Origin of the sequence: Nocardioides bigeumensis, from assembly GCF_039531755.1 — a bacterium.
Taxonomy (GTDB): domain Bacteria; phylum Actinomycetota; class Actinomycetes; order Propionibacteriales; family Nocardioidaceae; genus Nocardioides; species Nocardioides bigeumensis.
In genome coordinates, this window is record NZ_BAAAQQ010000013.1 from 1050206 (window position 1) to 1068941 (window position 18736).

General features: G+C 71.1%; 19 protein-coding genes and 2 tRNA genes. 8 read left to right on the top strand and 13 right to left on the bottom strand.

Going from position 1 to position 18736, the window contains the following annotated elements:
• Positions 1–2: 2 nt before the first annotated feature.
• Genes ABD295_RS19250 through pknB form a run of 4 tightly spaced genes read left to right on the top strand, consistent with a single transcriptional unit; the run spans position 3 to position 6077 of the window.
• Positions 3–1385, top strand: a complete 1383-nt coding sequence (locus ABD295_RS19250) for a PP2C family protein-serine/threonine phosphatase (protein ID WP_344305432.1) — start codon at positions 3–5, stop codon at positions 1383–1385.
• On the top strand, positions 1382–2779 hold the full coding sequence (locus ABD295_RS19255; protein ID WP_344305433.1) for an FtsW/RodA/SpoVE family cell cycle protein: 1398 nt from the start codon (positions 1382–1384) through the stop codon (positions 2777–2779). The genes ABD295_RS19250 and ABD295_RS19255 overlap by 4 nt, the downstream gene beginning before the upstream one ends.
• Positions 2776–4233, top strand: coding sequence for a peptidoglycan D,D-transpeptidase FtsI family protein (locus tag ABD295_RS19260; RefSeq protein WP_344305434.1), 1458 nt, complete (start codon positions 2776–2778; stop codon positions 4231–4233). The genes ABD295_RS19255 and ABD295_RS19260 overlap by 4 nt, the downstream gene beginning before the upstream one ends.
• Positions 4230–6077, top strand: coding sequence for a Stk1 family PASTA domain-containing Ser/Thr kinase (gene pknB / locus ABD295_RS19265; RefSeq protein WP_344305435.1), 1848 nt, complete (start codon positions 4230–4232; stop codon positions 6075–6077). The genes ABD295_RS19260 and pknB overlap by 4 nt, the downstream gene beginning before the upstream one ends.
• Before the next feature lie 357 nt (positions 6078–6434).
• On the opposite strand, the gene ABD295_RS19270 is transcribed toward pknB, so the two are convergent.
• Entirely contained in the window at positions 6435–6917 is a 483-nt protein-coding gene (locus tag ABD295_RS19270; protein WP_344305436.1) for a cell division protein CrgA, read from the bottom strand.
• A gap of 73 nt (positions 6918–6990) precedes the next feature.
• Here ABD295_RS19270 and ABD295_RS19275 point away from each other — a divergent pair, with 73 nt between their 5' ends.
• Complete coding sequence (locus tag ABD295_RS19275; RefSeq protein ID WP_344305437.1) at positions 6991–7800, top strand: DUF881 domain-containing protein; 810 nt, start codon at positions 6991–6993, stop codon at positions 7798–7800.
• 28 nt (positions 7801–7828) lie between these two features.
• Here the strand turns inward: ABD295_RS19275 and ABD295_RS19280 are convergent, their stop codons facing one another.
• Positions 7829–8770 (bottom strand): rhomboid family intramembrane serine protease, encoded by a 942-nt coding sequence (locus ABD295_RS19280; RefSeq protein WP_344305438.1) that lies wholly within the window; start codon positions 8768–8770, stop codon positions 7829–7831.
• A 39-nt stretch (positions 8771–8809) separates the two neighbouring features.
• Entirely contained in the window at positions 8810–9325 is a 516-nt protein-coding gene (locus ABD295_RS19285; RefSeq protein WP_344305439.1) for a peptidylprolyl isomerase, read from the bottom strand.
• A 239-nt stretch (positions 9326–9564) separates the two neighbouring features.
• Here ABD295_RS19285 and ABD295_RS19290 point away from each other — a divergent pair, with 239 nt between their 5' ends.
• Positions 9565–10248, top strand: a complete 684-nt coding sequence (locus ABD295_RS19290; RefSeq protein ID WP_344305440.1) for a hypothetical protein — start codon at positions 9565–9567, stop codon at positions 10246–10248.
• A 171-nt stretch (positions 10249–10419) separates the two neighbouring features.
• Here ABD295_RS19290 and ABD295_RS19295 read toward each other — a convergent pair whose 3' ends face one another.
• The 5 genes from ABD295_RS19295 to ABD295_RS19315 form a co-directional block, all read right to left on the bottom strand.
• A complete protein-coding gene (locus tag ABD295_RS19295) occupies positions 10420–11451 on the bottom strand; it encodes a lysophospholipid acyltransferase family protein (RefSeq protein WP_344305441.1) in 1032 nt (343 codons plus the stop codon).
• Positions 11448–12296 (bottom strand): patatin-like phospholipase family protein, encoded by an 849-nt coding sequence (locus tag ABD295_RS19300; protein WP_344305442.1) that lies wholly within the window; start codon positions 12294–12296, stop codon positions 11448–11450. The genes ABD295_RS19295 and ABD295_RS19300 overlap by 4 nt, the downstream gene beginning before the upstream one ends.
• Positions 12297–12365: 69 nt before the next feature.
• Positions 12366–12719 (bottom strand): DUF3817 domain-containing protein, encoded by a 354-nt coding sequence (locus ABD295_RS19305; RefSeq protein ID WP_344305443.1) that lies wholly within the window; start codon positions 12717–12719, stop codon positions 12366–12368.
• On the bottom strand, positions 12716–13504 hold the full coding sequence (locus tag ABD295_RS19310; RefSeq protein ID WP_344305444.1) for an SURF1 family protein: 789 nt from the start codon (positions 13502–13504) through the stop codon (positions 12716–12718). Before ABD295_RS19310 ends, ABD295_RS19305 begins: the two co-directional genes overlap by 4 nt.
• Before the next feature lie 34 nt (positions 13505–13538).
• On the bottom strand, positions 13539–14510 hold the full coding sequence (locus tag ABD295_RS19315) for an SDR family NAD(P)-dependent oxidoreductase (RefSeq protein ID WP_344305445.1): 972 nt from the start codon (positions 14508–14510) through the stop codon (positions 13539–13541).
• A 35-nt stretch (positions 14511–14545) separates the two neighbouring features.
• Here ABD295_RS19315 and ABD295_RS19320 point away from each other — a divergent pair, with 35 nt between their 5' ends.
• Positions 14546–14920, top strand: a complete 375-nt coding sequence (locus ABD295_RS19320) for an antibiotic biosynthesis monooxygenase family protein (RefSeq protein WP_344305446.1) — start codon at positions 14546–14548, stop codon at positions 14918–14920.
• Here ABD295_RS19320 and ABD295_RS19325 read toward each other — a convergent pair.
• From ABD295_RS19325 to ABD295_RS19345, 5 genes are all read right to left on the bottom strand, one after another.
• A complete protein-coding gene (locus ABD295_RS19325; RefSeq protein ID WP_344305447.1) occupies positions 14917–16437 on the bottom strand; it encodes a cryptochrome/photolyase family protein in 1521 nt (506 codons plus the stop codon). The two genes, ABD295_RS19320 and ABD295_RS19325, sit on opposite strands and share 4 nt — an antisense overlap.
• Entirely contained in the window at positions 16438–17466 is a 1029-nt protein-coding gene (locus ABD295_RS19330) for a hypothetical protein (protein ID WP_344305448.1), read from the bottom strand.
• Between the two features lie 43 nt (positions 17467–17509).
• Positions 17510–17585 (bottom strand) — tRNA-Ala (locus tag ABD295_RS19335).
• A 66-nt stretch (positions 17586–17651) separates the two neighbouring features.
• A complete protein-coding gene (locus ABD295_RS19340; RefSeq protein ID WP_344305449.1) occupies positions 17652–17777 on the bottom strand; it encodes a DLW-39 family protein in 126 nt (41 codons plus the stop codon).
• A gap of 1 nt (position 17778) precedes the next feature.
• Positions 17779–17852: transfer RNA gene (locus ABD295_RS19345), tRNA-Ile, on the bottom strand.
• A 350-nt stretch (positions 17853–18202) separates the two neighbouring features.
• Between ABD295_RS19345 and ABD295_RS19350 the strand changes: the two genes are divergently transcribed.
• Positions 18203–18736 (top strand): IS110 family transposase (locus ABD295_RS19350; RefSeq protein WP_344305451.1); only part of this gene is annotated, 534 nt, incomplete at its 3' end.

An 18736-nucleotide genomic window follows, 5' to 3' on the forward strand; every position in this document is an offset into this window, starting at 1 on the left:
CGTTGCCTGATCTCAAGCTCGTCTTCTCGGCGATCTCGGACGTCGGCCGAGTGCGCAAGGACAACCAGGACTCCGGGTACGCCGGTCCCTGGCTGCTCGCCGTCGCCGACGGGGTGGGCGGTGCGGCGCGCGGCGACCTCGCCTCGGCGACGGCCATCCAGGAGATCCGCAAGCTCGACGCCCCTCCGCCCGAGGCCCACGACGAGGAAGCCGCTTCCGAGGCGGCTCTCGCCCAGGTGGCGGGCTCCCTGCACCGCGCGCACGACCGCATCGGCGAGCTGGTCGACCAGGACTCCTCCCTCAACGGCACCAGCACCACCGCGATCGTGGCGCTCTTCGACGGGCAGCGGCTCGCCTTCGGCCACGTCGGCGACAGCCGGGCCTACCTTCTCCACGAGGGCGTGCTGAACCAGGTCACGACCGACCACACCTTCGTCCAGACCCTCATCGACGACGGGCGGATCACGCCGGAGGAGGCGCGGACCCACCCGCACAAGAACCTCATCCTCAAGGCGATCGACAGCGTCCACGAGGTCGAGCCCGACCTGTTCCACGTCGACCTCGTGCCGGGCGACCGCGTGCTGCTCTGCAGCGACGGCGTGCTCTCCCTCACCGACGCGCGGATCGCCGACATCCTCGGCAGCGGCAACCCCGACTACGCCGCGGTCGAGCTGGTCCGCGCCGCGCTCGAGGCCGGGTCCAACGACAACGTCACCGCCATCGTCGCGGAGGCGGTCCCGGCCGACGCGCCGACCGAGGGCGACGACGACCAGCCGCCCGCCCCGTTGCTCGTCGGCTCCGCAGCCGACCTGCCGCGCCGCGGCCGCAGCAGCCTGGGCGCGGGCGGGCGGGGTGGGCTTGGGGTGGGCAGCTTGTTCCGCGGCCACCGCGCGGGCGACACGGGCGAGCTCGAGCCCGTCCAGGCCGAGATCCCTGAAGGCGTCGGCTACGCCATCGCGGCCGACCCGGTGGACCCCGAGCAGGTGCGCTACGCGCCCCGTCCGCCCGAGCGCTTCGCGTGGCTGCGCCGGTTCCTCGTCCTCGCCGTGCTCGTCGGCCTGGTCTGGATCGGCGCGGCGATCGCGTGGGGATGGAGCCAGGACCAGTACTACGTCGGCTCCGGGACCGACGCCGACGGCAACGACGTGGTGATGATCTACCGCGGCCTCAACGCCGACCTGCCCGGTGTCGACCTCTCGCACCCCTACGAGTCGACCAACGTGTCGCTGGACCTGCTCTCGGAGTACCAGGCCGGCCAGGTGCGCGAAGGCATCGACGCCGACTCCTACGACGACGCCAAGCAGACGGTCGAGAACCTCGCCGACACCCAGGAGACACCGCCGACGGACCCCGCCGGGGAGTCTGTCCAGGACGGCGCCTCATGACCCAGCAGCAGGGCGCGCTGATGGGGTTCGTGCACCGCCGCCGTCGCGGGGCCGAGCTCTTCCTGCTCGTGCTCGCGCTCGCCGTCGGGGTGGGGGCGTACGCCGCGGTCGGGCTCGGCGTCCAGGGTGAGGTGCCGGCCGGCATCGTCGGGTACGGCGGCTGGCTGGCCGCCCTGATCGTCGCCGCGCACATCGTGGTGCGCATCGTGGCGCCGTACGCCGACCCCGTGCTGCTCCCCGTCGTCGCCGCCCTCAACGGGCTCGGGCTCGCGGTCATCCACCGCCTCGACCTGGCCTACGAGAACATCCCCGACAAGCAGCACGATTTCGCCCAGCAGCAGCTCACCTGGATGTCGCTCGGCGTCGTGCTCTTCATCCTCACGCTCATCGTGCTGCGCGACCACCGCACCCTGCAGCGCTTCACCTACACCGCCGGCCTGGGTGCGATCCTCCTGCTCCTGCTGCCGCTCCTGCCGGGACTCGGCACGACCGTCAACGGCGCCCGCATCTGGATCAGCCTGGGGCCCTTCAGCTTCCAGCCCGGCGAGGTCGCCAAGGTGCTCCTCGTCGTCGCCTTCGCCGGCTACCTCGTCGTCCACCGCGACGCCCTCGCGCTCGCGGGACGCCGGCTGCTCTTCATCGACCTGCCCCGCGGCCGTGACCTGGGCCCGATCCTCGCGATGTGGCTGGTCAGCCTGGGCGTCCTGGTCTTCCAGCGCGACCTGGGCTCCTCGCTGCTCTTCTTCGGGCTCTTCCTGGTGATGCTCTACGTCGCCACCGAGCGTCCTGGTTGGCTGCTGGTCGGCTCGCTGCTCTTCGCAGCGGGTGCGTTCCTCGGCTACCTGCAGTTCAGCCACGTCCGGACGCGCGTGGACATCTGGCTCGACCCGATGCGCTACTTCGACGACACGCCCGGCAGCGGCCAGCTGGTCGAGTCGATGTTCGGCATGGGCTGGGGCGGTCTCGTCGGCCGCGGCTTCGGCGGCGGCCAGCCGCAACGGATCCCCTACGCCGAGTCCGACTTCATCATCGGCGCCATCGGCGAGGAGCTCGGCCTCACCGGCGTCATCGCGGTGGTCCTGCTCTACGGCATCATCGTCGAGCGCGCGCTGCGCGCGGCGCTGGTGTGCCGCGACGGGTTCGGCAAGCTCCTGGCCGTCGGTCTCGGCAGCGTCTTCGCCCTCCAGGTCTTCGTTGTCATCGGCGGGGTCACCCGGCTCATCCCGCTGACCGGTCTCACCACGCCGTTCCTCTCCTACGGTGGCTCGTCCCTGGTCGCCAACTGGGTGATCGTCGCCCTGCTGCTGCGCATCTCCGACCAGGCCCGCCGCCCGGTCCCGGCGCTCGACGGCGACGACGCCGACGTCGAGACGACGCAGGTGATCAAGCTGTGAACAAACCCATCCGCACCATCAGCGTCTTCTGCCTGGTCCTCTTCCTGGCACTCATGGCCAACGCCACCTACCTCCAGTACGTCCAGGCCGGCGAGCTCAACGACAACCCACGCAACCGGCGCATCATCGAGGCGGCGTACTCCCGTGAGCGCGGCGCGATCCTCGTCGGTCGCGAGACCATCGCGGAGAGCAGGCCGGTCGACGACCGCTACAAGTTCCAGCGGGTCTACACCCAGCCGTTCAAGTACGCACCGATCACCGGCGCCTTCACCTACTTCACCCAGACCGGCCTCGAGCGCTCCCAGAACTCCGTGCTCTCCGGCGACGACGAGCGGCTCTTCGTGACGCAGCTGGTCGACCTGGCCGGCAACGCCTCCCCCAAGGGCGGGTCGGTGCAGCTCACCATCGACCCCGCTGCCCAGACCGCTGCGTGGGAGGGTCTCCAGGCCCTCGGGGCCGGCACCGAGGGCGCGGTCGTCGCGATCGAGCCGTCCACCGGCAAGATCCTCGCGATGGCGTCGTCGCCGAGCTATGACCCCAACCTGCTGGCCTCGCACGACTTCGCCGCGGTGATCGAGGAGCAGAAGCGCCTCGAGGCCGACGAACGGGAGCCGCTGGTCAACCGGGCGATCCGGACCACGCTGCCTCCTGGCTCCACCTTCAAGCTGGTGACCGCGGCGGCCGCGATCGAGAACGGGCTCTACACCACCGCGGACGCGATGGTGCCCGGCGGCGCGAGCTATCAGCTGCCTGAGAGCGACAGCGTCATCGACAACGGCGGCCGCGACTGCGGCACCCGCAGGATCCCGTTCACCCAGGCCCTCGAGAACTCCTGCAACACCTCGTTCCTGGCCATCGCCGACGAGCTCGGCGCGGAGAAGATGCACGCCCAGGCCGAGGCGTTCGGCTTCAACAGCGTGTACCTCGACGACCTCCCGCTGCAGGCCGAGTCGCGCTACCCCGCCGGCATGGACCGCCCCCAGACCGCGCTGTCGGGCATCGGCCAGTTCGAGGTGGCGGCCACCCCGCTCCAGATGGCCATGGTCGCGGCGGGCATCGCCAACGGCGGCATCGTGATGAAGCCCTACCTCGTCGACGAGGTGACCTCGCCCGAGCTCGACGTGCTCGACAAGACCGAGCCGCGCGAGCTGTCCAAGGCCGTCGAGCCGGCCACCGCCGCCGAGCTCACCCGGATGATGGTCAACACCGTCAACGAGGGCACCGCCACCAACGCGCAGATCCCGGGCATCGCCGTCGCCGGCAAGACCGGCACCGCGGAGAGCGCGGAGGACCGGCCGCCGTACGCCTGGTTCGTGGCGTTCGCGCCCGCGCTCGACCCGGAGGTGGCCGTCGCCGTGCTCGTGGAGGCCAGCGCCAACCCCCAGCCCGAGATCGGCGGCAACCTGCTGGGTGCCCCGATCGCCAAGTCCGTGATGGAGGCGGTTCTTCGATGAGTGACTCCACGAGTGGGCCCACGCAGGGGCGAGGCCCGACCGTGGTCGGTGGACGCTACGAGCTCGGCGAGCTGCTGGGTCGCGGCGGCATGGCCGAGGTGCGCAAGGGGGTCGACAAGCGGCTCGGCCGCGCGGTGGCGGTGAAGCGGCTGCGCACCGACCTCGCCAGCGACGCGACGTTCCAGGCCCGCTTCCGCCGGGAGGCGCAGTCGTCGGCCTCGCTCAACCATCCCGCGATCGTCGCCGTCTACGACACCGGCGAGGAGATGGCGACCGACGGCACCGACGTCGCACAGCCCTACATCGTCATGGAGTACGTCGCCGGGCGCACCCTGCGCGAGATCCTCAAGGAGGGTCGCAAGATCCTCCCCGAGCGTGCCCTCGAGATCACCTCCGGCGTGCTGTCCGCGCTCGACTACAGCCACCGCGCGGGCATCATCCACCGCGACATCAAGCCGGGCAACGTGATGCTGACCCCGTCGGGCGACGTGAAGGTGATGGACTTCGGCATCGCCCGCGCGGTCTCCGACGCCTCGACGTCGATGACGCAGACCGCTGCCGTCGTCGGCACCGCGCAGTACCTCTCCCCCGAGCAGGCCCGTGGCGAGACCGTCGACTCGCGCTCCGACGTCTACTCCACCGGCTGCCTCCTCTACGAGCTGCTCACCGGCCGGCCGCCGTTCGTCGGCGACTCCCCCGTGGCCGTCGCCTACCAGCACGTGCGGGAGCCCGCGCAGCCTCCGTCGGACTACGACACCGAGGTCACGCCCGAGATGGACGCCATCGTGATGAAGGCGCTGGCCAAGCGGGTCGAGGACCGCTACCAGTCGGCCGCGGCGATGCGCAACGACATCGAGCGCTACCTCACCGGCCGCCCGGTGCAGGCGCCGGTCGTGCCGACCTCGATGACGACCGTGTTGCCCACCACGCCGTCCGACGACCGGACCCGCACCTCGACGGGGCCGGCCGTCCCGCCGCCCTACGTGCCGCACGAGGGCGGACCGCGGGGGCAGTACGACGACATCGACGACTACGACCCGCGCGACCAGCGCAGCCGGGCGCCGATGTACTTCCTCGTCGGCTTCCTCGTCGTGGCGCTGCTCGCCGGCGCGGCGTACCTCATGCAGAACTTCCTCTTCGAGCAACCCCCGGAGGAGGTGCGGGTGCCCAACCTGATCGGCCTCACCCAGGCGCAGGCGGAGGACGCGGTCCTCGACGCAGGGCTGATCGTCGGCGACGTGAGCTACGAGCCCAACGAGGACGCCAAGGAGGACGAGGTCATCTCGCAGCAGCCCGACCGCGACTCCTTCGCGGCGCCCGACTCCGAGGTCGACTTCGTGGTCTCCAGCGGCAAGCCGATGGTGGCAGTCCCGTCGGTCGTCGGGCAGCAGCGCGAGGCTGCCCGTGGCGCGCTCACAGGAGCGAACCTGCGGGTGAAGATGCAGCAGGAGGAGTCCGACGAGCCCCAGGGCCAGGTGCTGCGCACCGAGCCGGCAGCAGGCCAGGAGGTGCCGGAGGGCACGGTCGTCACGGTCTTCTTCTCCGACGGCCCCGAGAACGTCCCTGATGTCGTGGGCATGACCCAAGGGGAGGCGACCCGCGCGCTGCGCGACGCCGGCTTCGAGGTGCAGGTCACCAGCACGACCGACACCACCGAGGAGAAGGGCACCGTCGTCCAGCAGAACCCGGCGTCGGGCAACCCCGCCGCGAAGGGCACGTCGGTGCTGATCGTGGTGTCGGCCTACGAGCCCCCGCCGCCGACCGCGAGTCCCACCGAGTCCCCCACGGTCCCCACGGAGTCCCCCTCGCCGGGTGCGTCCCCGTCGATCGGCCAGACACCTTGAGCCGGGCGTCTTCCACACCTGAGGACAATGTTGTGGACGAGTTACACCCGTGTAGTTCTCCACAGACTTATGCACACCTGTGCAAACAGGCCGGCGGTCGGGCAGCGAGCGCCGCCCCCGGTGGTCGAGCCGCGACCGCTGCGGGCCGGTGGTCGAGCAGCGAGCGCCGCCCCCGGTGGTCGAGCAGCGAGCGCAGCGAGCGATCAGTCGAGACCACCCTTGGCGTCCCTGCCGGCGGCGGTCACCTCACCGGGTCTCGACACCGCCCCTGATCGCGGGTTCGCAAGCTCACCCGCGGGGGCTGCTCGACCTGACTGCGCGACGCCGACCGCTCGTTACTCGCGATCGGCTGCTTCGTCACTCCCAGCGGGTCGCGAAGGTGAAGCCCACCGCCATGAAGGCGATGCCGACCACGAGGTTGTAGTTGCCGAGGTCGTTGAGGACCGGGATCGGCGGGTTGGGGTCGTCGCTGACGACGTAGTACGTGCAGATCCAGATCAGCCCGATGAGGAAGCAGCCGAGCATCCCGACCACGACGCCGCGGCCGCGGCCGAGCGGGGTCGAGGGGTGCGCGGTCAGCGCGAGCCCGATGAACACGAGGGCGAAGCCGCCGACGTAGTTCCAGTTGAAGCCCTTCCAGTCGGTCAGGGTCTCGAAGAGCTTCGGACCGCCCGCCTCCGGGGCGGGGATGATCGAGGGGTCGACGCGGACGACGAGGTAGTAGTAGGCGATCCACGCAATGCCAAGGGCCATCAGCACGAGCGCGATCACGAAGCGGACGGAGAAGGTCGGACCCGCCGTGGGGTCGCGGTACTCCTTCGAAGAGTCGGTCCTGGCCACGTGCACTCCTGCATCTCGGTGTGACGCGCCGCCCATCCGTGATCGTGGACGGCGCCGGTCTAGCCTAAGGGTCGTGTCCGTGCCGATGAGTGATGGGCCCGTCGGCGGTCCCGCAGACAACCCGCCCAGCCCAGCCAGCCCGCCCGCTTGGCGCTGGCGGCTGCCCGGCCCGTGGCGCGTCGGCACCGCGCTGGTGCTGCTCATGGGGTCGGTGCTGCTCATCGTCAGCGAGAACAGCAGCGGCGGCACCGACCTGCGGCCCGGCCGCTACAACGACCTCGCCTCCCTGGTGAACAACGAGAGCCGTCGGGTCAAGGCCCAGCAGGAGCAGGTCGCCGCCCTCACCGCCGAGGTCGAGACCCTCACCGCCGGGGTGCAGAACGAGGAGGCCGACGAGACCCGGCGCCAGGCCGACCAGCTCCGCGGGGCGGCCGGCCTCGAGCCGGTGAACGGGCCGGGGGTCACCGTGACGCTGTCCGACGCCCCCATCGAGGACATCAACGCGCTCTCGACCGACGACCTCAACCCGTTCGTCGTGCACCAGCAGGACATCCAGGCGGTCGTCAACGCGCTCTGGAGCGGTGGCGCCACCGCCGTGACGGTGCAGGGTCAGCGGGTGATCAGCACCACCGGCATCAAGTGCGAGGGCAACTCGGTCACGCTGCAGGGAGTGCCCTACCCGCAGCCCTACGTCATCGCCGCCGTCGGTGACCAGACCGCGCTGTTCCAGGCCCTGCAGGACGACCCGGTCGTCCAGGGCTACCAGGTCGACGCGGCCGACCCCGAGATCAGCGTCGGCTGGGAGCTCACCCTCGAGAACCTCGTCCAGGCACCGGCGTACGACGGTCTGCTCGACCTGGCCTACGCCGAGGCGATCAACTAGCCCGGACCAAACCCGTCCCGCTCTGGGGCTAGAGCGTGGCGCTGCGCAGCACGATCGCCAGCACGGTCAGCAGCACCACCGCGCTCACGCCCACCGTCTGCACGAGGGTGCGTCTCTCGCGTGGCGCGTAGACGAGGATCGCGCCGATCACCAGCCCGCCGAGCAGGCCGCCGAGGTGACCCTGCCAGGAGATGCCGGGGAACGTGAACGTGATGACGACGTTGAGGCCGAGCCACATCAGGATGCCGCGGACGTCGCCGCGCACCTTGTAGGCGATGACCAGCAGCGCGCCCATCAGGCCGAAGATGGCACCGGACGCTCCGCGGGTGCCGGCGGCCATGTCGGAGAACCAGTAGACGGTGGCCGACGCGGTCAGCGCCGAGCCGAGGTAGAGGGCAAGGAAGCGGGAGCGGCCCAGCACCGCCTCGAGCTGCGGGCCGAGGAACCACAGGGCCAGCATGTTGAAGCCGATGTGCCAGACCTCGACGTGGGTGAACGCGGACGTGATCAGCTGCCAGTAGGCGCCGTCGTCCACACCGGGGATCCAGTCCAGGGCGGCCCCGCCCGTGCGGCAGACCGCCTCAGTGGTGATGCCCGGGTAGTAGGAGCCGTCCGGCGCCTGGCAACGCCCGTTGGGCGTGAGCGCGAAGGCGTCGAGCAGCCGGCTCCCGTTGCCGCCGGTGACGTTGATGGCCACCCAGACCAGCGCGTTGAGCCCCATCAGCACCATCGAGGTCAGCGCCGGGTTGCCGGACCGGGTGCCGCCGTACGCCGTGCGGCCGGAGCGGGTGGACTTCGCGCCCTCTGCGACGCACTGCGGGCACTGGAAGCCGACCGCCGCGTCACGCATGCAGTCCGGGCAGATCGAACGGCCACAGCGCTGGCAGGCGATGTAGGTCTCGCGGTCGGGGTGCCGGTAGCAGGTGGGCACCCCGGTGGGTGGTCGGCCCGACGGCGTCGCTTCAGTCATCGGCCCGACCCCTCCGAGCAGCCTCCACCGTCGTGCGGGTCAGGCCCGGTCGATCTGGACCGACTCGATGACGACCTCGTCGCGGGGCCGGTCACCGGCAGCGGTGGGCGACGCGGCGATCGCGTCGACGACGTCGCGCGAGGCCTGGTCGGCGACCTCGCCGAAGATGGTGTGCTTGCGGTCGAGCCACGGGGTGGCGCCCACGGTGACGAAGAACTGCGAGCCGTTGGTGCCGGGGCCGGCGTTGGCCATCGCGAGCAGGTAGGGCTTGTCGAAGCGCAGCTCGGGGTGGATCTCGTCGTCGAACGTGTAGCCCGGGCCGCCCATGCCCTTTCCGAGCGGGCAGCCGCCCTGGATCATGAAGCCGCTGATGACCCGGTGGAACACGAGCCCGTCGTAGTAGGGCACACCGGAGCGTCCGGCGTCGTCCTTGTAGTCCTTGGTGCCCTCGGCAAGTCCGACGAAGTTGTCGACGGTCTTGGGGGCGTGGTTCGGGAAGAGGTTGATGACGATGTCTCCCCGGTTGGTCTTCAGGGTCGCCTTGAGGTCCGACATCAGGTGCCTTTCACGTTCGGGGTCACACACGGGGTCACGCACGGATCACGTGTGGGTCAGTGAGCACGCCGATCCTCCCATGCCACCCGAAATCGCCGACGAGGTACGCCGACTCCCGTGGGCGTCCGCCCCACCCCTGCGGGTGGGACCCTGGTCCGGGTGAGTCCGACGTGGTGAGATGGGTACGGAGATGTCGTACGGAGTCCCGTTCAGCCTCCGACCGTTGAGAGGAACCCACCATGCCGAGGCCCTTCGCCAAGAAGAAGACGTTCATCGACCACGCCACCGACTTCGCGGAGTCTGCGCTGGAGTCGCTGGAGTCGGCCTTCGACCAGGCCAAGGAGGCTGCCGGGCCGGCGATCGCCGACGCCCGCGAGCGCGCCGTACCCCTGCTGCAGGACGCGCGCGATCGCGCCGTGCCCTTGCTCCACGACGCGCGTGAGACGGCCGCCGAGAAGGCCCACACCGGCGCTGCTGCCGCGAAGGCCGCCGCCCTCGCAGGCGCTGCTGCTGCCGCCGAGCAGGCCGCCCAGGGCCGGGAGCTGGCCGCAACCAAGCTGGCCGAGGTGAAGGGCGAGCCCGAGCCCAAGGGCGGCGGCAAGCTGAAGAAGCTCTTCTTCTTCGGTGCCCTTGCCGCCATCGGCGGGCTGCTCTTCCGCAAGCTGCGCAACAGCACCGCGGAGGAGGACAACTGGCAGTCGTCCTACGTGCCCCCGCCGCCGCCGACCCCCACGCCCTCCCCGGCCGACGGGCTGGCCGACCCGCTGACCGATCCGCTCCCGGGACAGGCCGAGACCGACGACCAGGGCGGTGCGGGCCCGGACGAGGCCCTCTCCGACGCGACGGACACCCCGCACGAGGCGACCACGCCCGACGAGCCCGCCGAGGTCGTCGAGATCGACGGCGAGGCGTCCAAGAAGTAGCGCCCGACCCTTCGGTAACGCCCCGTCAGGGTTGCTCCCGCCCCGCTATAGCGGGGCAGGAGCGATGCTGGCGGGGCGTTACCCGTGGTCGGCGGGGCGTTACCCGTGGTCAGCGGGGCGTTACCCGTGGTCGGCGGGGCGTTACCCGTGGTCGGGGGGCGTTACCCGTCGTCAGCGCCGACGGGAGCGCGGCGGCAACGGCGTCGGCGCGTGGTCGGTGATCCACGCGTCGATGCGCTCCCACCAGCCGAACAGCCACTCGATCCGCTGCTCGCGATCGTGGGGGATCTCGGCGCGCGGCACCGTCCACCAACGCATGATGATCCGCTTGTCCATCGGGAGCTCGCGCCACAGGTCGCCGACGGTGAGCAGGTGGTCGAGACCGGTGTGCGCGACGAGGACCACGTCCGCGTCGGGGGCCCCGTCCAGGGCGGCGATGAAGCCGCCCGGGCGGGGCGCGAGCACGTTGGTCATCTGCTCGGCCCGCTGGGCCATCCGCTCGAGGCCGAGCTTGCGCAGCCGCTGGATGCCGCGCTCGCGCCGGCCGGGGGTGAAGTTGCCGCCCTCGGGGAAGATGACGAACGCGTCGTTGTGGTCGAGACCACTGGCCAGCCCGGTGATCTGGCTCTCGAGGTCCTCGCCGGCGGCAGGGTTGGGCGAGATGAAGCGCGCCGGGATCCGGTTCAGGATCACGTCGATGGCCGGGTCCCACTGCAGCGTGTCCTTGAGCACCACCCGGGGCTCGCGCGCGTAGTCGTGCATCAGGGCGTACATCAAGATGAACGAGTCGCCCGGCCCGGCGTGCCGGCAGCAGACCAGCAGCGGCCGGCCGGGGTGCGCGTCTGGTGTGGGTCCTGCGGTCTCGATGGCGAGGTTGAGCACCCGCCGGGCCTCGCGGAAGAAGACCGACAACGTGCCCTGCACCAGGTCGTAGTGGATGCCCTCCCAGTACGGCGTCCGGATCCGCCGCCCGAAGCCGGAGGCCAGCCAGTAGCCGAACAGGATCACCAGCAGCACCGACTCGACGGTGAGGTAGCCGATGAGCAGCCACAGCAGGCGCAGCGCCCGCCAGCGTCCCGGGAGCCGCGGCGACAGGGCGGCAGCGGCGATCAACCACAGCGGAGCAGTCACCCAGACCAGTGCGGTGATCAGCAGGACGGCGGGCGCGACCACGATCCTGCGCAGGAGGCGGGGTCCTGTCACGGCGCTCCGCTCTCGGTCGGGCCGGCGTCGAGGTGGGCCAGCGTGGCGGCGTACGTCGCGTCGATCTTGTCCACCACTCGGCTGAAGTCGCGGTAGGCGAAGAGCGAGTCGTCGCGGGCGGACGTGCCGGCCGCCGGCAGCACGTGGACCTCCACGTCGGGGTGGAGCTCTCGGACCTCGGCCAGCTCGCGGTGGAAGCGGTGCCGCCGGGCGATCTCGAAGGACACCCGCGCCACCTGCCAGGGCTTGGTCGGCACGGTGAGCGGCCGGTCGATGCGGCCGACCTGGAGAACGAAGACGCGGGTGGCGCCGAGCAGGACCGCGCGCCCGAGGGGGATCGAGTTCACGATGCCGCCGTCGAGGTAGTGCTCGTCGCCGACCCGGGCCGGCGGGAGCAGACCGGGTACGGCGGCGCTCGCGACGACCGCGTCCACGACCGGACCAGTGTCGAACCAGTGCTCGGCCGCGCGCTCGATGCTGGCCGCACAGACCTGGAAGCGCACCGGCAGGTCCTCGAAGGTGGCGTCGCCGAGCTCGTCGCGCAGCCGGTTCTTCAGGAAGCTGGCCGAGTAGATGTGGGTGCGGGTGGACACCGCCCGGCGTACGGTCTTGAGCGGTCGCTCGCCGTACACCTCGCGGGTCTGGCCCGCCTCGCGCCACAGCTCCACGAGCCGGTCGATCACCGCGGGAGTCGGGTCGCCGGCCACCAGCGCCCCGTTGAGCGCCCCCACGCTGGTGCCGAGGACCAGCTCCGGCGTGATCCCCCGCTCGAAGAGCGCCTTGAGCATGCCGACCTCGACGGCGCCCAGCACGCCGCCTCCCCCGAGCACGAACGCGGTCGTCATGGGTCGATCCAATCGGTAGTTGACCACGAATGGCACCGGTACGCGGGGCTCAACTGGTGCCTTTCGTGGTCAGCTGTCCGGGAACTCGGCGCGGACCCGCTTGGTCGCGCGATGCTCGGCCCAGAAGGACACGATCGGGATGGTGCCGGAGACCAGGGTGACCAACGTGAAGGGCAGGTCCCAGCGGGCCTTGCGCGACAGGATGAAGGCCATCAGCACGAAGATCATGTAGAGCCAGCCGTGCGCGACGCCGAGGTACGCCGAGATGTCGCTGCCGAGCTGCCAGGCGTCGCCACCCTTGGGGAGCGCGTCGGGAAAGAGCAGGTAGCCGTAGTGGAGCGGCAGCCCCACCAGGACCAGCACGATGAGCAGGAGCCCGACGATCGTGGCCATCACGCGATAGCGGAGGAGGGCGCCTTTCACGGCTCCGAGGGTACGGCGTCCTCGGCGGCCCCCTCCTCAGTGGGCTCGTCCGCCGGGGGGTCCGTCTCCGGGTCCGTCTCTGGGTCCGTCTCTGGATCCGTCTCTGGGACTGCCGCCACGTCCCGCACGTGCCGCCACCAGATGAAGGCCGCGAAGAGCCCGAACACCCACCACTCGATCGCGTACAGCAGGTTGCGCAGCGCCGTGAACCGCGACGGCGACGGCAGCTGCTCCACGTCGGCCTCGGTCAGCCCCTCGGTGCCGGGCTGTCCGGCCAGCGCGACGGCGTACCCCGAGTAGAGGTCGCCGTCGACCTCCTGGGCGACCTCGGGGATCGGCACGGTCGCGTCGCTCGGCTGGAGCCGCGCGACCAGGGTGGCGTCGCCCTCGGGCGCCGGGGGGCGCACGGCGTCTCCGGCAAGTGCCCCGCGGACGACGGGGAGCACCGAGCCTGTCTCCCTGTCGACGAACGGTGTCACCACCCACGTGGTCGCGCCCGGCGCTGCCACCAGGAAGGTCTCCGCGGGAAGCCACGTGCCAGTGATCTCGACGGGCCGCCCCAGGGCCCTCTCCGGGAAGGCCTCGTCGGGGCCGAACGCGTCGGCCAGGGGCACGGGGGCGAGCTCGGTGAGGTCCGCGGCCTCCGCGGCCCGCCGCTCCTGCCACGCCTCCAGCTGCCACCAGCCGAGCAGTCCGGCGCTGGCGACCAGCACGACGGCCAGGACGTGCGCCCACCACTCCCGGGGCGCCAGCGCACGCCGGTACGACGAGCTGGCGGCGGACATGCGTCCAGTGTCCCAGTGAGTCAGCCGGGTGCCCTCAGCTCGGGGACAGCGCGGTCTGCTTGATGACCCATTCCCACATCAGCTCGCGCTCGACGTCGCCGGTGCGGGTCGTGGGCAGCAGGTGCGTGGGGCGAGGCCGACGGTCGTGCCAGAGCCGGCCCGTCTCCTCAGGATCGGCTCCGGCCAGCCACACCGTCGTGTCGGCGCCGTCCTCGGCGTCGCGCAGGAACGGGCGGGTCAGCCGGCGGAACGCGGGCAGCGACGAGTCCAGCCCGGGCGTGTCCGCCCAGCCGGGGTGCGTCGCGTCGACCCGGATCCTCTTGTTGCTCCAGCGCCGCAGCAGCACCGGCAGCAACTCGACCTGCGCGCGCTTGCTGCGGGCGTACGCCGTCGTCGGGGAGTACTCGCCCTGGAGGTACTCCGGATCGTCCGCACGCAGGCGCTGGCCGTACATGCCGCCAGACGTCACCAGGACGACTCGCCCGCCGGTCATCCGGGGGCTGAGCAGGTCGGTCATCAGCACCGGCCCGAGCACGTGAAGCGCCATGGTCTGCTCGTGTCCCTGAGCGGACTCGGTCCGCTGCGGCGGCATCGCGCCCGCGTTGTGCACCAGCACGTCCACCCTCTCCACACCGTCGACGTCGAGCTGCTCGGCGAAGCGGCGTACGTCGTCGAGGTCGGAGCCGTCGCAGGTCGCCACCGACACCTGGGCGCCAGGCACGGCCCGCTCGAGCTCGCGGGCGGTGGCCGCGCCCTTGCCGGCGTCGCGCACGACCAGGACGACCCGGGCGCCGAGCCTGGCCAGACCCTCGGCCGTGGCGGTGCCCAGGCCGGAGGAGGCACCTGTCACCAGGCCCGTGCGTCCCACCAGCGCACCGGGCGCGGGGTCGGCCGGCCACGTCGGGAGCCGGCGGCGTACCGCGGAGCCCACCTTGGTGAACCCGGGGGCGACGGTGCGGTCGAGCAGCGTGTCGATCCCCGAGGAGACGGCATCCGGAAGGGGCATGCCGTCCACGCTAGCCAGGCGGGACAATGGCCGACATGGAGCGACCGGCCGTCGGCCAAGTGGTGACCGTCTTCCGCAACCGGCTGCGCGGCGAGGCGCTCGAGGCGTACGCCGCCGAGCTGGAGGTGGTCGCAGCGCTGGCACGCTCGATGCCGGGCTTCGTGGAGACCAAGACCTTCACCGCCGAGGACGGCGAGCGCGCGACGATCGTGACGTTCGCCGACCCCGACTCGCACCGCGGCTGGCGTGACCACCCGCGCCACCAGGAGGCGCAGCGCCACGGCATCGCGGACTACTACTCGACGTACTCCATCGCGGTGGGCGCCACGTCCTACGCCAGCTCGTTCGTCCGCGGGCAGGACCAGGGCGGGCAGGACCAGGGCGGGCAGGACCAGAGCGGGCAGGACTAGGGCGGGCTCGATCCGCGGGCCTCCTCCTGCGCCACCAGCTCGTCGAGGTCGGTCAGCCGGTCGAGTCCCTTGACCGCCCGCGCCATCCGGTGGTTGCCCTCGAGGCGCTCGCGGTGCCGGTCGAGGAACCACCAGTAGCCGGCGGTGAAGGGGCACGCGTCCTCGCCGACCCGCACCCGCGGGTTCAGCTCGCACGACGAGCAGTGGTCGCTCATCTTGTCGATGTAGGCACCACCCGAGGTGTAGGGCTTGGTCGCCAGCATTCCGCCGTCGGCGTGCTGCGACATCCCGATCACGTTGGGCACCATCACCCAGTCGTAGCCGTCGACGAAGCTGCGGTGGAACCAGTCGGTCACCTGGTCGGGGGCCCAGCCGCGCTGGAGCGCATAGCTGCCCAGCACCATCAGTCGCGGGATGTGGTGCACCCAGCCGCGCTCGGCGACCGAGTCCAAGGTGTGGCTCAGGCAGCGGGCCCGGGTCGTCGACCCATCGAGGCCGGCGAACCAGTCCGGCAGCTTGCGGCGGTGGGAGAGGTGGTTGCGCCGCCGGTAGTCCTCGCCGAAGTGCCAGTAGAGGTGCCACACGTAGTCGCGCCAGCCCATCACCTGGCGGACGAAACCCTCGACGGACGCGAGCGGCGCCGAGCCGGATCGGTACGCCGCCTCGGCGCGGTCGACCACCTCGCGCGGGTCCAGCAGCCCGAGGTTCATCGGCGCGCTGATCACCGAGTGCGCCATCCACGGGTCGCCCTCGAGGATCGCGTCCTCGTGCGACCCGAACTGCGGCAGCCGGTGCTCGACGAAGTGGTCGAGCACCGCGAGCGCCTCGGCGCGGGTGGCGGCGAACAGCCGCGGGCCGTCCCTGCCGACGAAAGCCACGTCGCCGTCGGCCTCCCAGCGGTCGAGGTCGTCGCGCACCTGGGAGTCGATCTCGTCCTCGACCGGCCACGGCGGCTCTGCGACTCCCAACTTCGAGGCGCCCTTGGGTGGCGGCTCACGGTTGTCCTTGTCGTAGTTCCACCGTCCCCCGGCAGGCTCGCCGTCGCCCTCCATGAGCACCCCGGTGCGACGGCGCGCGTCGCGGTAGAAGTCCTCCATGAGCAGGCGCTTGCCGTCGCGCCCCTGCGCCCACTGGCCGAAGTCGGCACGGCTGGTGACGAAGCCGCGCGCGGGGAGCCGGTCGACGTCGAGCCCCTCGTCGGCGAGCCGGGTGACCAGGCGGACCGCGGCGTACGACGTCGGCTGCACCACCTCGATCCGGTCCGCCTGGCGACGGCGCGGGCGCCTGCGCAGCACCTCGGCGTACGTCGACGAGTGCACGTAGGTGATCCGCCCAGCACCTTCTCCAGCCAGCTCGGCGGCTCGGTGGCGCATGGCGCTCAGGACCAGGTGCGCCTTCGCGCGATGAAATCGCCTCCTCGCGAAGACGCGCCGCGACTCGACCATGAGGACGGGGCCTTCGTGGTCGTCGAGGAAGTGCGGACCGAGCTGGTCACCGAACAGCCAGCGCGTGGTCATCTAGAGCCCGGTCGGCTCGTCGAAGGGGACGACCTCGTTGCAGACCGCGAACGGCAGCTGACCGGTCAGGGTGAGGGTGGCCGCCGCCTGCGGATCCTCGACCTGGAAGCCCAGCCGGCCCGAGGTCGGCTCGACGGCAGGCTCGGCGGCGTACGCATCGAGCGGTCCGACGCTCCCGGTGACCGGCCAGTCGCGCACCAGGTCGCCGCGCTCGAAGAGGTCGTCGCGATCCGGACCCAGCCAGGCGGTGCCGATCGCGTCGCCGTAGGTGATCGCGAACGCGTCCAGCGCGTCGAGGTCGGTGATGTCGTGCTGGGCGAGCAGCGCGTCCTGGTCCTCGAAGGACGCGTCCGGACCGAGGGCTTCGTCGAGAGGGAGGCAGCCGCGGTGGAGGTACGTCGTCTCCTCGGGCGCCGCAGCCAGGTCCACCAGCGTCGGGTCGCTGGCCCACACCAACCCCTCGACCGTTCCCTCGGTGACCAGGTGCTGGTCCGCGTCGACGGTGGCGCCGGCCAGCTCGCCCACGGCTGCGTCGACGGCGTCCTGCACCGCGGCCATGTCGAGGTCCGGTCTCATCCTCAGGGCGTACCCACTTCCCGCCTCCCCGCTCCAGCGCGCCTCCCAGTCGACGTCGTCCTGGGTGAAGCCGTGGTCGAGCATCAGCGCGCTGTTGTCGTCCAGCAGCAGTCCGTCGGTGAGCAGGACCGCCTCCCGCTCGGCTTTCGTCCAGAACGCGGTCCGGTCGCTCATCAGGTCGGTGCTGGTGAGGTCGGGAACCCCGAACCGGGCCCGGATCGCGTCCCAGTCGGTCACCGTGACCACCTCGGCGCCGCGCGGGACGACGGTCAGCGCCTGCTCGACCGCGCTGCCCTCGGGCAGCTCGTCGGGCACCGGCAGCGTCGGGCTGGGCTGAGCCACGTGCCGCGGCGTCTTGCCATCGTCATCGCCGCGGATCAGCAGCAACACGACCATTGCGGCGGCCAGCACCACGACGGTGCCGACCAGCAGCGGTGCGACTCGGCGGCTCACCCGCACACGCTAGCGAGAGGCGTCAGATCATCCAGATCACACTTGGTGGAGCCTAGGGGACTCGAACCCCTAACCCCCTGCTTGCAAAGCAGGTGCGCTACCAATTGCGCCAAGGCCCCGTGACGGTGCTGCTGGGTGGAGCTGGTGCCGCCAGGTTGTACGCACGTGCGTACGACCTGAAAGGACTAGCGGCCCTCGACCGAGTCCGTCGCCTCTGCCCACAGCGCCTGCTCGGCCTTGCCCTCGTCCATCTTCTTCTTGGCGAAGGCGACACCGGCGGCGGCGAGGGCGACGAGGAGCAGCTTCTTCATGTGGGCCTAAGAGGACTTGAACCTCTGACCTCTTCCTTATCAGGGAAGCGCTCTAACCGTCTGAGCTATAGGCCCGGGTGGTGCAGGGTTGGTGCCGGGCGACCGCGAGGCCGCCGACGGGCGAGATTACCGTAGCGTCGCGGACGCGAACAAAACGAGCGCCGGTGGTCGAGCAGCGAGCGAAGCGAGCGATCACGCCGGTGGTCGAGCAGCGAGCGAAGCGAGCGATCACGCCGGTGGTCGAGCAGCGAGCGAAGCGAGCGATCACGCCGGTGGTCGAGCAGCGAGCGAAGCGAGCGATCAGACGGTATGACGTGACCGCCTCGGAGTGAGGGGGTTGTGGGCCGGGGCCTCTCACATGCATGAACGTGGGTTGTCGGGCAGGAGTGGCCTGCTCGACCTATCCACAGGCATAGGAGGCCCCGGTGTTCACTGAGCGTACGAGCGTTGGACTCGATGTGCACGCACGGTCTGTTGTCGCGACCGCGATCGACACCACGACCGGTGAGCTGTTCAAGGAGCGGCTGATCCCGTCGAACGAGATCGTTCTCGACTGGCTCGCCAGGCTGCCAGGCCCGGTCGCGGTCACCTACGAAGCAGGACCGACCGGATTCGGCCTGGCCCGCGCCCTGACCACGGCAGGGATCCGGTGCGAGGTCGCCGCCCCGTCGAAGCTGGCCCGCCCGGCTGGGGACCGCGTGAAGACCGACGCTCGCGACGCGCTGCAGTTGGCGAAGCTGTTGCGCAACGACGACATCACCAGCGTCCGGGTCCCGACCATCACCCAGGAAGCAGCCCGCGACCTGGTCCGAGCCCGCGAGGATGTCCGCGGTGACCTGATGCGGGCCCGGCACCGGGTCTCGAAGCTGCTGCTGCGCCACGGCCACGTCTACTACGGCGGCAAGACCTGGTCAGCCAAGCACCACGCCTGGCTGCACCGGATCCAGTTCGACGACCTC

Coding starts and splice junctions, on each gene's coding strand:
- ABD295_RS19300 (WP_344305442.1), bottom strand. CDS start 12,296: ATGACGACCGCGTTCGTGCTCGGGGGAGGCGGCGTGCTGGGCGCCGTC.
- ABD295_RS19280 (WP_344305438.1), bottom strand. CDS start 8,770: ATGACTGAAGCGACGCCGTCGGGCCGACCACCCACCGGGGTGCCCACC.
- ABD295_RS19320 (WP_344305446.1), top strand. CDS start 14,546: ATGGAGCGACCGGCCGTCGGCCAAGTGGTGACCGTCTTCCGCAACCGG.
- ABD295_RS19325 (WP_344305447.1), bottom strand. CDS start 16,437: ATGACCACGCGCTGGCTGTTCGGTGACCAGCTCGGTCCGCACTTCCTC.
- ABD295_RS19315 (WP_344305445.1), bottom strand. CDS start 14,510: ATGCCCCTTCCGGATGCCGTCTCCTCGGGGATCGACACGCTGCTCGAC.
- ABD295_RS19340 (WP_344305449.1), bottom strand. CDS start 17,777: ATGAAGAAGCTGCTCCTCGTCGCCCTCGCCGCCGCCGGTGTCGCCTTC.
- ABD295_RS19285 (WP_344305439.1), bottom strand. CDS start 9,325: ATGTCGGACCTCAAGGCGACCCTGAAGACCAACCGGGGAGACATCGTC.
- ABD295_RS19290 (WP_344305440.1), top strand. CDS start 9,565: ATGCCGAGGCCCTTCGCCAAGAAGAAGACGTTCATCGACCACGCCACC.
- pknB (WP_344305435.1), top strand. CDS start 4,230: ATGAGTGACTCCACGAGTGGGCCCACGCAGGGGCGAGGCCCGACCGTG.
- ABD295_RS19255 (WP_344305433.1), top strand. CDS start 1,382: ATGACCCAGCAGCAGGGCGCGCTGATGGGGTTCGTGCACCGCCGCCGT.
- ABD295_RS19310 (WP_344305444.1), bottom strand. CDS start 13,504: ATGTCCGCCGCCAGCTCGTCGTACCGGCGTGCGCTGGCGCCCCGGGAG.